Annotated in this window: 17 protein-coding genes; 7 read left to right on the top strand and 10 right to left on the bottom strand. The window is 56.9% G+C overall.

Annotation, left to right across the window (positions count from 1 at the left end; genetic code table 11):
- Positions 1 to 450: a PadR family transcriptional regulator gene (locus A3L02_RS03665; protein ID WP_088862675.1), complete on the bottom strand. Its 450-nt coding sequence runs from the start codon at positions 448 to 450 to the stop codon at positions 1 to 3.
- A gap of 71 nt (positions 451 to 521) precedes the next feature.
- Between A3L02_RS03665 and A3L02_RS03670 the strand changes: the two genes are divergently transcribed.
- Together A3L02_RS03670 and A3L02_RS03675 are read left to right on the top strand one after the other, a co-directional pair.
- On the top strand, positions 522 to 953 hold the full coding sequence (locus tag A3L02_RS03670) for a DUF6849 domain-containing protein (protein WP_088862676.1): 432 nt from the start codon (positions 522 to 524) through the stop codon (positions 951 to 953).
- The gene (locus A3L02_RS03675) at positions 919 to 1,653 is read left to right on the top strand and encodes an endonuclease III domain-containing protein (protein WP_088862677.1); all 735 of its coding nucleotides are present in this window, start codon (positions 919 to 921) and stop codon (positions 1,651 to 1,653) included. The genes A3L02_RS03670 and A3L02_RS03675 overlap by 35 nt, the downstream gene beginning before the upstream one ends.
- Here the strand turns inward: A3L02_RS03675 and A3L02_RS03680 are convergent, their stop codons facing one another.
- Both A3L02_RS03680 and A3L02_RS03685 read right to left on the bottom strand, forming a co-directional pair.
- Positions 1,654 to 2,232, bottom strand: coding sequence for a potassium channel family protein (locus A3L02_RS03680; RefSeq protein ID WP_088862678.1), 579 nt, complete (start codon positions 2,230 to 2,232; stop codon positions 1,654 to 1,656). It abuts the gene before it with no gap.
- On the bottom strand, positions 2,219 to 2,833 hold the full coding sequence (locus A3L02_RS03685; protein ID WP_088862679.1) for a potassium channel family protein: 615 nt from the start codon (positions 2,831 to 2,833) through the stop codon (positions 2,219 to 2,221). The genes A3L02_RS03680 and A3L02_RS03685 overlap by 14 nt, the downstream gene beginning before the upstream one ends.
- Before the next feature lie 106 nt (positions 2,834 to 2,939).
- Between A3L02_RS03685 and A3L02_RS03690 the strand changes: the two genes are divergently transcribed.
- The 4 genes from A3L02_RS03690 to A3L02_RS03705 all read left to right on the top strand — a co-directional run bounded on the left by A3L02_RS03690 (position 2,940) and on the right by A3L02_RS03705 (position 7,147).
- Positions 2,940 to 4,115 carry a magnesium transporter gene (locus tag A3L02_RS03690; protein WP_088862680.1) on the top strand — a complete coding sequence of 392 codons (1,176 nt, stop codon included), beginning with the start codon at positions 2,940 to 2,942 and terminating at the stop codon, positions 4,113 to 4,115.
- A 1-nt stretch (position 4,116) separates the two neighbouring features.
- Positions 4,117 to 4,887 carry a sugar phosphate isomerase/epimerase family protein gene (locus A3L02_RS03695; protein ID WP_088862681.1) on the top strand — a complete coding sequence of 257 codons (771 nt, stop codon included), beginning with the start codon at positions 4,117 to 4,119 and terminating at the stop codon, positions 4,885 to 4,887.
- A 98-nt stretch (positions 4,888 to 4,985) separates the two neighbouring features.
- The gene (locus A3L02_RS03700) at positions 4,986 to 6,404 is read left to right on the top strand and encodes an acetate--CoA ligase family protein (RefSeq protein ID WP_088862682.1); all 1,419 of its coding nucleotides are present in this window, start codon (positions 4,986 to 4,988) and stop codon (positions 6,402 to 6,404) included.
- Positions 6,405 to 6,430: 26 nt separating this feature from the next.
- On the top strand, positions 6,431 to 7,147 hold the full coding sequence (locus tag A3L02_RS03705; RefSeq protein ID WP_088862683.1) for an acetate--CoA ligase family protein: 717 nt from the start codon (positions 6,431 to 6,433) through the stop codon (positions 7,145 to 7,147).
- A 75-nt stretch (positions 7,148 to 7,222) separates the two neighbouring features.
- Here the strand turns inward: A3L02_RS03705 and A3L02_RS03710 are convergent, their stop codons facing one another.
- The 7 genes from A3L02_RS03710 to A3L02_RS03740 form a co-directional block, all read right to left on the bottom strand.
- The gene (locus tag A3L02_RS03710; protein WP_088862684.1) at positions 7,223 to 7,564 is read right to left on the bottom strand and encodes a hypothetical protein; all 342 of its coding nucleotides are present in this window, start codon (positions 7,562 to 7,564) and stop codon (positions 7,223 to 7,225) included.
- Positions 7,561 to 8,382 carry a cysteine synthase family protein gene (locus tag A3L02_RS03715; protein WP_088862685.1) on the bottom strand — a complete coding sequence of 274 codons (822 nt, stop codon included), beginning with the start codon at positions 8,380 to 8,382 and terminating at the stop codon, positions 7,561 to 7,563. Before A3L02_RS03715 ends, A3L02_RS03710 begins: the two co-directional genes overlap by 4 nt.
- Positions 8,383 to 8,635: 253 nt before the next feature.
- Positions 8,636 to 8,815 (bottom strand): adenine nucleotide alpha hydrolase family protein, encoded by a 180-nt coding sequence (locus A3L02_RS10400; RefSeq protein WP_237268635.1) that lies wholly within the window; start codon positions 8,813 to 8,815, stop codon positions 8,636 to 8,638.
- A gap of 78 nt (positions 8,816 to 8,893) precedes the next feature.
- Complete coding sequence (locus A3L02_RS03725) at positions 8,894 to 9,448, bottom strand: DUF998 domain-containing protein (protein WP_088862686.1); 555 nt, start codon at positions 9,446 to 9,448, stop codon at positions 8,894 to 8,896.
- Positions 9,449 to 9,469: 21 nt separating this feature from the next.
- Positions 9,470 to 10,612 (bottom strand): tRNA uracil 4-sulfurtransferase ThiI, encoded by a 1,143-nt coding sequence (gene thiI / locus A3L02_RS03730; RefSeq protein WP_088862687.1) that lies wholly within the window; start codon positions 10,610 to 10,612, stop codon positions 9,470 to 9,472.
- 4 nt (positions 10,613 to 10,616) lie between these two features.
- Positions 10,617 to 10,943: a hypothetical protein gene (locus A3L02_RS03735; RefSeq protein ID WP_088862688.1), complete on the bottom strand. Its 327-nt coding sequence runs from the start codon at positions 10,941 to 10,943 to the stop codon at positions 10,617 to 10,619.
- Between the two features lie 40 nt (positions 10,944 to 10,983).
- Positions 10,984 to 11,592, bottom strand: coding sequence for a nitroreductase family protein (locus A3L02_RS03740; RefSeq protein WP_088862689.1), 609 nt, complete (start codon positions 11,590 to 11,592; stop codon positions 10,984 to 10,986).
- Between the two features lie 95 nt (positions 11,593 to 11,687).
- On the opposite strand from A3L02_RS03740, the gene A3L02_RS03745 reads away from it, so the two are divergent.
- Complete coding sequence (locus A3L02_RS03745) at positions 11,688 to 12,401, top strand: maleate cis-trans isomerase family protein (protein ID WP_088862690.1); 714 nt, start codon at positions 11,688 to 11,690, stop codon at positions 12,399 to 12,401.
- The last annotated feature ends 17 nt before the right edge of the window (positions 12,402 to 12,418 follow it).

Genomic DNA, 12,418 nt, shown 5'->3' on the forward strand with positions numbered 1-12,418 from the left:
TCACTCACCCCCGAGGAGAATCAGGCGTAGCTCCCTGGCGCAGTCCCTGAACAGGCCCCTAATCTTCTCTCTCTGCTCCCCGCTCAGTTCATCTATCGACTCGAAGAGCTCCTTAAAGGCGGACTTGAGCTCATCCCCGCCGAGCTCGAGGAAAATCCTGTAGGCCCTCATCCTGCGTTTAGCCTCCTCAAGCTCCTCCGAGTGCTCCTCGAGGTACCTCTCCCCTTTTTCGGTGATGATGTACGTCTTCTTCTCCTTCCTGCCCTTTTCCGCTATCTCGATGAGGCCGCTCCTCCTCAGGGAGGCAAGGAGGGGATAGATCGTTCCGGCGCTGAGTTTTACCCCGTACCTCTTCTCCAGTTCCTCCATTATGCCGTAGCCGTGCTTCGGCTCGTGGAGGAGCTCGAGCACGAGAACCTTCATGTAACCCCTGAAGCTTGGACGCTCCATTTCTTTCACCGATATATCGTTCGATATGTTATCCTTATAAACCTTGCCCACGAAGGTCATGGGGTGGTGGAATGAGGCTTATTCTCAGGCCCCTCTTCGAGGCCGAACTACCGGCGGACTTCGACGAGGTGGTGAGGAGCAAGCTCATCGGAAGGGAAGTCGAAACCGGTCAGGAAATCGAGATCGACCTCCTCGGAAGGCCCCTTCGCTTCAGGGTTATTCTCGCCGAGCCGTCGCCCCTAAAAGTCAAAAAGGGCACGAAGATAGAGTTCTCGACCGGAAGCATGGAGGTCATAGACTTCGAGTTCGATGAGCCGGTTAGGGACGTGGTTCCCTTCGATATGGGCTTCGTCATCGTGCTCGATAGAAAGGTTCTGATTTTGAACCGGAACGGGCAAAAGATTTATAGCGATGAGTTCGAGGACCTTAACGGAGTTAGGGTTTCCAAAGATGCAGTGGTGATAATCCATGGGGAAGGGAAGATCAGGATCGTTAAGCCTTGAGGGGTTCCCCTTTGAGGAGAGCTGGGAGGAGAAGAGGAAACGCGCGGAGAGAATCGTCGAAATTCTGATGGAGACCTACCCGAGGGAGAGACTCCTCATAGGAGATCCGTACAGAACGCTGGTGCACTGCATAATCTCGCAGAGGATGAGGGACGAGGTAACCTACAGGGTCTGGAGGGAGCTCTTCGAGAGGTACGGGGACATGAGGAGAATAGCGGAAACGCCCGTGGATGAGATGCGTGAGTTCCTCAGGAAGAGGGGGGTCGGCCTCTGGAAGACCAAGGGCGAGTGGATAGTCAAAGCCTCCAAGATGATCCTCGAGAGGTACGGGGGAAAGGTCCCCGACGATATAAGCGAGCTCATGAAACTGCCGGGCATCGGTAGGAAGTGCGCCAACATAGTCCTGGCCTACGGCTTCGGGAGGCAGGCGATCCCGGTTGACACCCACGTGAACAGGATAAGCAAGCGCCTCGGACTGGCCCCGCCGAGGGTTCAACCCGAGAGGGTCGAGGAGTACCTTATGGAGCTGATCCCGAGGGACAAGTGGATATACGTGAACCACGCGATGGTGGACCACGGGAAGACGATATGCAGACCGATAAGCCCGAGGTGCGACTCCTGCCCGCTGAGGGAGCTCTGCCCATACGCGAAGGGCCTGGTGACGGACGGGGATATAAAGGGAAACTCCAAGAACCCGTGATCACTCCTCCTCTTCCACTTCCTCGCCCGCGAGTTCCCTCAGCCTGTCGAGGTCGGAGCCGACCGCTATCAGAACGTCGCCCTCCATTATCCTGTCGTCCTTGCCGGGGTTGTAGATGTACCTCTTCCCGCGCTTTATCGCCAGTATCCTCGTCCCGATCTTGCTCGGGAGCTTGAGCTGGGCGAGGGTTTTGCCGTGAAGGACGGAGCCGGGGTGAACCGTCACCCTCCCGAGTTCCTCCTCCGTGTCCTCCATTATCCTCCGGATTATCGGGTGGGGCTCGACGTCCCTCAGCACGAGGTCGGATATCTTGTAGGCGGCGTCGCTTATCTGCTCGTTTATCTCGGCCATGTCTATGACGCTGAGGAGCTTCAGCGGATCCTCCTCCTTCTTGGCGAGCCGGAGGGCCAGCTTCTTGACCTTGAGCGTCAGGTCGTCCATGCGCTCCTCAAGGATGTAAACCTCCTCGGCTATGTCCTCGCTGTTGTACATGACCGAGGAGAAGGCCAGGTCGACCATGAGGGAAGAGAGGTCCTTCATCTCTATGAGGCAGTTCCTTATCTCCTCAAGCTCGTCCATCGCCCATCACCTTGATGTTGCCCCTCGCTATCTCCTTGAGGTAGTTTATAGAGGTGTCCGTGCCCCTTCCAATGAGAACGTCCCCGGGGAATATCTTGAAGTCCCCGTCGGGGTTGAATATCCAGCGCTTGCCCCGCCTGACGGCCACTATCCAGACGCCGGTGTTGGTGGCGAGGTCGAGCTCCTCCAGGGTCCTGCCCACGAGTATTGAGTCGGCGGAGACGTATATCTTGCCTATTATCTCCTCGCTCCCCAGTATTGCCTCCGTGATGACGGGGTGGAGTTGGACCCCCTCGAGAACCATCTTGGCGAGGTCGGCCGCGGCGTTGGACATGTCGTCTATAGCGTGGGCCATGTGGAGGATGGACGTTATCTGCTCCGCCTCCCTCGGACTTCTGGCCGCCAGAACCGCGTGGACCATGAGGTGGTAGTTCAGCAGGTCGAGGTACTCTTCCAGCTCCAGAACCTCCTCCGCCATCTCCTCCTCGTTGAAGAGCAGCGAGGAGTAGGCCAGGTCAACCATCAGTTCGGCGGTGTTCTTCATCTCAACGAAGATGTCCTTAACGTTCCTGGGAACCTCTATTTCGTCCCACTCTTCCACCCGACTCTCACCGGGGAGAGATGGTAGGGAAATCTTATTTAACTTTTGCTCGAAAGGTTTAATACCACCCTGACGAACATCCCCGGGGTGAAACGCATGGAGAGTGATGGCGGTGACGGTTCAGGGGTTCAAGGAGCGGGTGAAACACGCCTACAGGGTCTCACTGCCGTCCCTGATAACCTCCCTGGTCATCGGCTTCTTCGGCGGCACCTTTCTGGGTAAGTACCTCGACATGATAAGAAGGGATTACCCCGGTCTCCTCGTGATTCTGCCGGGCATGATGGGCCTCCGCGGGAACGTCTTCGGTTCGATGGCCTCCCGCTTCTCCACGATGCTCTACCTCGGTGACCTCGAGCCCTCCCTGAGGGAGAAGAAGGTCCTGAAGCACATAGTCATCGCCATGATGCTCTCCCTCATCCCCGTGACGATCCTCTGGGCCATCGGAATTGTGAGCGGGATAAAGTACCATGCCCCCGAGATACTCCTCATAGTCATTGGCTCAACGATCCTCGTCTCCCTCATCCTCGGTTACTTCACGGGTTTCGTGACGATATTCGCCTTCCGGAGGGAGGTTGACCCCGACAGCATGGCCGCCCCCCTCGTGGCCTCCATGGGGGACCTTCTGACGGTTCCTTTTCTCGTGTCGTTCATTCTCCTGCTGGAGAGGTCAAGGGGCATGTTCTGGGCCGGAAACGCGGCCATTATCTCACTGTTCGTCTTCCTGATCTCCGTTTCGAGGGTTAGAACGTCAGAGGTTCTGCAATTCAAGGATTTATTCACCACGGTGACGGGCCTGGCCCTCCTCTCGCTGGTATCCGGCTTCACCCTCCAGCGCTTCAGCGGGCTGATAAGCGCCTCGGTACTCCTCGGGTTCGCTTACCCCTCGGTCCTGAGCTCCTTCGGAAACTACGGCTCGATAATGGCGGCCAAGACCTCGACGGCGCTCCACCTCGGTGAGATTGAAGGGTACTTCTCGAGGAACCCCTTCACGGAGATGGCATCGCTCTTCCTGACGGCCCCCATAGTGGGCGTCCTGATAAACCTCTTCGGTGTCGCGGTGGTCTACCTGGTTTCGGGCCTAAAGATAGGGTTGTCGTATCCACTAATCCTCAGCTACCCTTTCATGGCGCTCTTCATAATGCTCTACTCCTACACGATATCCTACTTCCTCTTCAGGTGGAACATCGACCCGGACAGCGTTGCCATCCCCCTCATCTCGAACAACAGCGACATATTCGGAACCATCTACGTTGTCTTGATAGCGAAGATGATGGTGGGTTGAGATGCTGGGCCTCTCCATGACGGCCTACCGCAGAAAAGACCTCGGGAACTTCGAGCGGTGGGTTGAAGAAGTCAAGGGAGCGGGATTCGACTTCGTGGAGGTGGTGAGCGAGTGGCCCCACTATTTGACCCGGGAGACCGCGAAACTCTTTGGTGAGGTGGTGGATTCGTACAAAATGGAACTAACGGTTCACGCCCCCTTCAGCGACCTCAACGTGGCCTCCTTCAACGAGAGGGTAAGGGAGATCTCCCTTCAGATAATCCGGGAAACCCTCGAGCTGGCGGCGAAGATTGGGGCGAACCCCGTCACGGTTCACCCCGGCCACTGCTCGCCCCATAGCGTAAGGAACAGGGAGAAATACCTCGAGATCCACCGGGAGTCCCTGGGGAAGATGGCCCGCTGGAGCGAGGAGTACGGGGTGAGAGTGGGTGTCGAGAACATGCCCAGCTTTCCGATCCTGGACGCCCAGACCTGCGAGAGGCTCCGGGAGCTGGTGGAGGGGATTGGGATAGGCGTAACCTTCGACGTCGGCCATCTAAACACCACAACGGGAAACTTCGGGAGGTTCCTGGAGGTTTTTAAGGGCAGGATAGTTCACGTCCACCTCCACGACAACCACGGGGAGCGGGACGAACACGGGGCACCCGGAGAGGGAACGGTTCCGTGGGGGGAGGTGCTCCCAAAACTTCCGAAGGTGAAGTGGGCCCTCGAGGTTAACGACATCGAAGCCGCCCGGAGGGGCCTCGAATTTTTGAGAAAGCTACACCGGTGAACTTTTAAGTTCAGCGGCGTCCAGTTTTTACAAAGCGCAACCCTTTTATACATCCGGGCTGAAGTTTCTACGAGAGCACTTTCTGCGGAGGGATAACAATGGGGAAGAGTATAGTCGAGGAGATGAGGCCCTTCTTCAACCCTAAGGCGGTGGCTATCATCGGCGCAACCAACAAGAAGGGCAAGGTTGGAAACGTCATCTTCGAGAACTTCAGGATGAACAAAGAGAGGGGAATCTTCAAGGGCAACGTTTACCCCGTGAACCCCAAACTCGACGAGATAGAGGGCTATAAAGTCTATCACAGCGTTAAAGAGCTTCCCGATGACACCGATCTGGCGGTGATATCGATTCCCGCGCCCTTCGTGCCGGCCACGATGAGGGACATCGCGGAGAAGGGAATAAAGTCCGTCGTGATAATCACCGGTGGTTTCGGTGAACTCGGTGAGGAGGGCAAGAAGCTGGAGCGGGAGATACTCAGGATAGCCCGCGAGAACGGGATAAGGGTAATCGGTCCCAACTGCGTTGGCGTCTACGTTCCGGATACGGGCGTTGATACGGTCTTCCTGCCCGAGAGCAAGATGGACCGTCCAAAGAGCGGGCCCATAGCCTTCGTCAGCCAGAGCGGAGCCTTTGCGGCGGCCATGCTCGACTGGGCGGCCATGGCGGAGATAGGTATAGGGAAGATGGTCAGCTACGGCAACAAGATAGACGTCGACGACGCCGACCTCATGGACTACTTCATCCAGGACGATAGCATAAACGTCGTCACCTTCTACATAGAGGGCGTCAACGACGGAAGGAAGTTCATGGAGGCCGCAAAAAGGATAACCAGGGTTAAGCCGGTCATCGCTTTGAAGAGCGGAAGGACGGAGTACGGCGCCAAGGCCGCGTCGAGCCACACGGGTTCGCTCGCGGGTGCGGACACAATCTACGACGCGGTCTTCAAGCAGACCGGGATAATCCGCGCCGAGGACTTCGAGCACATGTTCGACCTGGCAAAGGCCTTCGCCGCGCTGAAGGACAAGCTCCCAAAGGGCGACAGAATCGGCATAATCACCGACGGCGGTGGAGCTGGCGTCATGGCCAGCGATGCCGTGGCCAGGTTCGGGCTGAGGATGGCCGACCTCAGCGAGGAGACGCTCAAATTCCTCAGGGAGAGGTTCCCGCCGCACGCGGTTCCAGGAAACCCGACCGACGTCGTCGGCGACACGGACGCGGAACGCTACCGGGTGGCCCTCGAGGGCTTCGTGAACGACCCGAACGTCGACGCGATAGTCATCATCGTCCTCTTCCAGGTTCCGCTCCTCGAGGAGGAGAAGATAATCGATATCCTCGCCGATTACCAAAAGAAGAGCGACAAGCCGATAGTAGCGGTCGCAATGGGCGGCAAGAAGACCGATTACTACGCGAAGATGCTCGAGGCTAAAGGCGTTCCCGTTTATCCAACCCCCGAGAGGGGCGTTCGCGCCATGGCCGGTCTCGTCAGGTACGCCGAGTACCTGAGGAGGGGTGACTGACACCCCAACTTTTAGGTGGTGGTATCATGAAAGAGGAAGCCCTTAAGGTTATAGAGGAGGTCCTGGCCTCAGGCAGGACCGCCCTCGTCGAGTACGAGGCGAAGCAGGTTCTCAAGGCTTACGGCCTTCCCGTTCCAAACGAGAAGCTCGCAAAGACCCTCGATGAGGCGCTCCGCTACGCGGAGGAGATAGGCTACCCCGTGGCGATGAAGCTCATGTCGCCCCAGATCCTGCACAAGAGCGACGCCAAGGTCGTTCTCCTCAACATTAAAAACCCCGAGGAGCTGAAGGAGAAGTGGGAGGTCATCCACGAGAACGCGCGCAGGTACAGGCCCGATGCGGAGATCCTGGGCGTTCTCATCGCGCCGATGCTCAGGGTCGGAAGGGAGGTCATCATAGGAGTCACCGAGGACCCGCAGTTCGGCCACGCTATAATGTTCGGCCTCGGCGGGATCTTCGTTGAGGTCCTCAAGGACGTCACCTTCCGCATAGTGCCGATAACCGAACGTGACGCCAGGAAGATGATACGGGAGATAAAGAGCTACCCGATTTTAGCGGGAGCGCGCGGCGAGGAGCCGGCCGACATAGACGCCATAGTCGACCTCCTCCTCAAGGTCAGCGAGCTCGTCGACGACCTCGACGAGTACATAAAGGAGATGGACCTCAACCCGGTCTTCGTCTACGAGAAGGGCAGGGGCGCGGTCGTCGTTGACGCGAGGATAATCCTGAAGGCGTCTCAGTGACTTTCTTTTTCAAATTTGTCCCTAACAGCCGATCCTGGAATTTGAGGATTTGAATGGATGGGACGAGTGATCAACTCACTCCTCACCCGCTTTTTCGGATTCGGCCTCCTCTTGCTCCTTCACGACGGCCCTGATGTAGCCCATGATGTCGTGGAGTATAAGGAAGCTTACCACAACCTCAACCAGGGCGAATAGGTTGCCAGCCATCAGGAACAGGAGGGTGAAGAAGAACGTGATGGCCGCGTATATCAGGGCGACCTTGATGGCGGTCTTGTTCTCCATCCCAACACCGTAGGCGAGCCCCATGTTGAAGATGGCGAATGTAAGATAAACGGGAGAGCTCAGGTAGTAGGCGTAGTAGAGGAACATGAAGCCGCTGAGGGAGAGGAGAAAAGGGGAGATCCTGAGCCGTTTCATACCATCCCCAGGTAACCCTCAAAGACCTCCACGTATTTAAACCCATCGTCCGGGAAGATCAGGACATGGGTTCCCTCCCCGAGCCCGTCCATGACTTTCTCGAATGCCCTGACAACCGCCCCAGAGCTCAATCCTATAAGAAGCCCGTCCCTGCGTGCGACTTTAACTGCACCCTCAATGGCTTCCTTCTTCGTAACCTCGACCACCTCATCAATCTCCACCTGGAAGAACCACTTTGGCTTCGTTTCAAGACGCTTTATGCCCGGTATCTTCTCGCCCTTTGCCGGGACAACACCGATAATCTGAGTGTCGTAGCGCTCTTTGAAGTACTTCGCCAGCCCTCCGATGTGGCCCGAAGTTCCTATTCCCGCTATTATTGCTTTGGGCTTCTTTCCAATGCTCTTAAGCTGCTCGTCTATTTCCCTGGCCGTGTACATATAGTGGGCCTCGAAGTTGTCGTCATTCTCAAACTGGTTCAGGTTCACGGCTCCCGCCTTTCTTGCCTCCTCCACGACATAGCTCACCATTGTGGGGTCTATCGTCTCAAAATCTGTCCTGACGACCTCGGCACCCAGGACACCAAGCAAAACTTCCGTGGTCTTTGGCGTGGGCTTCGGCAGGTACGCCCTAAACCCGATTCCAAAGACGTTGCTCAGGGCCGCCATGGAGATCCCGACGTTGCCGGAAGTTGCCTCAAAAAGCCGCTTCGTGCCGTTGATGTCTCCACGCTTCAGGGCGTTCATGAGCATGTTAAAAACGGTTCTGTCCTTTATGCTCCTGCTGAAGGGGTTAAAGAACTCCAGCTTGGCAAAATACATCCCCCCTCTCGGCCGAAAGCTTAACCAGGGGGGTGGGTTTGTACATCTCGAAAAGCTCGAGGGTGCTGTTGAACACGTTCATTTGCCATCACCGGGAGTTGCTTGGGTGACACATTTAAAAGCCTTCCGTAAACGTTCAGTTATGGACAAAATTGTATAATCAAAGGAGGCCTTCCTCCGCAACCTCTCCCTTATCCTCTCGAACTCCCCTGACCACGGGGTGCCCCGGCACGAAGGGACACGTTCCTCGAGCTCAACGCTTATATCGAACGTCCCTATGTCCTGCAATCCTCACTATCTCCTCCTTGTCCAGCCCAATGACCGGCCCGAGGATTGGTAAATCGCTCACGGCGCTTATTATGTGGCGGGTTACGAGGGTCTGTGAGACCACCTGACCGGGGGAATCACCGGTGATTATCGCCATCGCCCCCATACGGTGCGCCACCCTGCAAGCTTTCCACGACCCTTATGGTTGAAAAAACGGGAAATGATATAGGAAGGTTTCCTGAACTCAGGGTTTGAAACCACGGAGTTCGAGCAGGCCCACGTAGACGAACCACGCCATTATCGTGGCGGCCCCCACGAGCTCCGGAATCGCCAGACCCCTGAAGATCCTCGCTTTAACAAGGTACAGCATCAGGGCGAAGGTTACGACCGCCAGAACGGACCAGAGATAGCCCACCGATAGACCCCTGGCCCCCAGTTTTACACCGACGATCGCGATATCGGCCAGTGCGAGAACGTAGAAGAGCACCGCCGACGGCCCGTGGGGCGCGTACTCCTCGGGGAAAACGCCCACGAGGAACAGAAAGACCATCGCGAGGGGCATTGCGTAACTCAAACCGTTCCTGAGGGCGCCGACCGCCGCGATGAAGCCCAGGATCGCCAAAATCATCAGGAAGCCGTTGAAGTAGTGGTTAACCGGGTTCCCTATCGACCCCATGTCGCTCAGGGCGTTTTCCGTGAAGGAGAACCACGGGTTCCGGCTCAGGACGATGGCCAGCCCCAGGATGAAGATAATTGGAAAGGACAGGCTTACGTAAGCCGACAGCCTCGTGAGGTCCATGGAACCACCCCCTTTGTGAACTTAGCATCCCCTTTGCTTTGGCTCCTCCCCGAAGACCGCCCGATAGATCTTCCTGAACTCCTCCCAGGAGCCCCTTATGACGGGGTGCTTCGGGATGTAATCTATCTCGTCCTCGGGAAGGATGGAGAGCTCGAACGTGCCTATCCTCTTGGCTATGGCCACTATCTCCTCCTTGTCCATCCCTATGAGGGGCCGGTAAACCGGCAGATCGGTCGCCTGGCTGACGATGTACATGTTCTCGAGGGTCTGCGAGGCCACCTGACCGAGGGAGTCGCCCATGACGACCCCTTTGGCCCCGAACTCCTTAGCTATTCTGTCAGCGTGCCTCACCATCATGTACTTGCAGAGAACGCAGGTGTACTTCTCCTTCTTCATCTCCCTGAGTTTCTGGACGATCCTATCGCGCTCCCCCGGTTTAACCACTATCAGCTCGGCCTTGCCACCGTAGCCGTACCTCTTCAGCTGGTTCCAGATCTTCCTTACCTTCTCAAGGGTCTTCTCGCCGTTGTAGATGTGAACAGGGATGACCTCGACGCCGCGCTTCATCATGAGGAAGGCCGCAACCGGCGAGTCTATCCCGCCGCTGAGTAAGGCGACGACCTTTCCCTGCGTCCCTATCGGAAGACCGCCCCAGCCCTGAACTTTATCGACGAAGACGTAGGCTTTTCCCTCCATGAGCTCAACGCCCACCTCTATATCGTAGTCGTGCAGATCTACCTCACCCTCCTCGTTCTCGAGGATGTACTCGCCGACCTTCGCCTGGATTTCGGGGCTCTTGAGCGGGAACTCCTTGGTTATCCTCCTCGCAGTGACGCGGAACCTCGGCCTTTCGATCCCCAATTCGCGCTTTTTCCTCCTGAAGAGCCTGAGGGCAATTTTGTTTATCTTGTCAAGGCTGGCGTCGACCTCCATGGCCGGGGAGAGTGAAACTATCCCGAAGACCCTCTTGAGGGTTTCAACGGCCTTTTCCGGCTCGTTCGTCCTCACCAGGACCCTGCCGTGCTTCGCCTCGACCTTTTTAAACCCCACCCCCTCGCTCACCAGGGCCTCGCGGATATTGTTCATGAGGATGTTCTCGAACCATCTCCTCGTCTGTCTTGCCTTAGTCCCTATCTCACCGTACCTGACCACCACAACGTTCATGCTCTCACCCCATCACGTGCGGAACCTTGATGACTATCTCCACGTACTTCTGGATGACGACGTAGAGGACCACGGATATCAAGTATGACGACAGGAGGATGAGCTCGTTCATCTCGAATATGTGGGCCGCTATGGCCTTCGCCCTTGGCGTCGCATCCACTATGGCGCGCATGTACTTCCCTTTGAGCCAGTGGTTAATCTGAATCGCCAGGATTAGGAGGAGCACCCCGGCCAGGCCCCACATCTTTCCCAGGGCCAGCATGAGGAACAGCGTCGACGCCACTATCACCCAGCCGCCGATGACGCCGAGGAGTATCACGAACTCTATCATCCTTCCACCGGTTGGGGTTGGAGAGAGAGGATAAAAAGGTTTAGATGAACCTGGTGACCTCTTCGAAGGTCTTTCTCCTTTTTCTGGGACGGGGTTCGGCACGCGGGTACCCCACCGGGATGACCCCGACGAGGTAGTGGTTCTCATCGAGCCCGGCCAGCTTCCTGACTTCCCCCTCTATCCCGGGGAGGCTGGTAACGCCGATGTAAACCGTCCCAAGCCCCAGCTCCACAGCCCTGAGCATGAGGTTCTGGATGGCCATGGCGGCGCTCTCGACGCTCCATATGAATTCGAGTTCGTCAAATTCCTCCCCCGGAAGGAACCTAACGCGCCTGTCGATGAAGACGGCTATGTAAACCGGGGCCCTGAACATGCCTTCCTCGTATATTCTTTTCCCGAGCTTCGCTATCTTCTCCTCCGGCAGGTTCACGGCGCGGTAGTAGGCCTCCATGCCCTTTGCTATGAGGTTATACAGCTTTTCCCTGGCCTCCTCGCTCCTGAAAACCACGAAGAGCCAGTTCTCCAGACCGCTCGCGGTTGGGGCCCTTACCGCGGCGTTAATCAGTGACTTCACCTGCTCATCTGAAACGTCCCTCCCTGAGAAATACCTGATCGAGGTTCTCCCGAATATCGCGTCGTCCAGTTCCACGCTATCACCGCGGGTTATTCCTCGGGACACTTAATGAGCTTTTCCGAAACCAAAGGTTTAAGAGAATCCAGGAGTAATCCCCAGGAGGTGAAAACATGTACGGATGGAGAGGCAGGCTCGGACTCATAGTTCCATCCTCCAACACCACGATGGAGATGGAGCTTCACTCGGTTCTTCCGGAGGGGGTCTCGCTCCACACCGCGAGGGTTCCGCTCGGCAACGTCACGGAGGAGGAGCTCGTGAAGATGAACACCTTCGCGGTCGAGGCGGCGAAGCTCCTCCGCGATGCGGGCGTCGAGCTCATACTCTACGGGTGCACCAGCGGGTCGTTCATAGGTGGAAAGGACTACGAGAAGGAACTCGAGGCGAGGATCGAGGAAGAGGTTAACGTTCCTGTCGTGAGCACGAGCACCGCCGTCGTCGAGGCCCTCAGGATACTCGACGCGAGGGATGTACTCGTTGTAACACCCTACACGGATGAGATAAACCAACGGGAGAGGGAGTTCCTCGAGGCGAACGAGTTCAACGTGTTAGACATACGCGGGCTCGGGATCGAGGACAACACCAGAATCGGAAAGCTTGAACCTCATGAAGCCTACCGCCTCGCCAAGGCGAGCTTCATGGACGAAGCAGAGGCGATCTTCATCAGCTGCACCAACCTGAGGACGTTCGAGATAATCGAGCCCCTCGAGGAGGACCTCGGCGTCCCGGTCGTCACGAGCAACCAGGCGTCGCTCTGGCTTGCCTTGAGGCAGATGGACGTCATGGAGAGGATTCCGGGCCTTGGAAGGCTCTTCACGGAGTTCTGAGCCTTTGATGTTTTATC

Source organism: Thermococcus celer Vu 13 = JCM 8558, from assembly GCF_002214365.1.
Lineage (GTDB): Archaea > Methanobacteriota_B > Thermococci > Thermococcales > Thermococcaceae > Thermococcus > Thermococcus celer.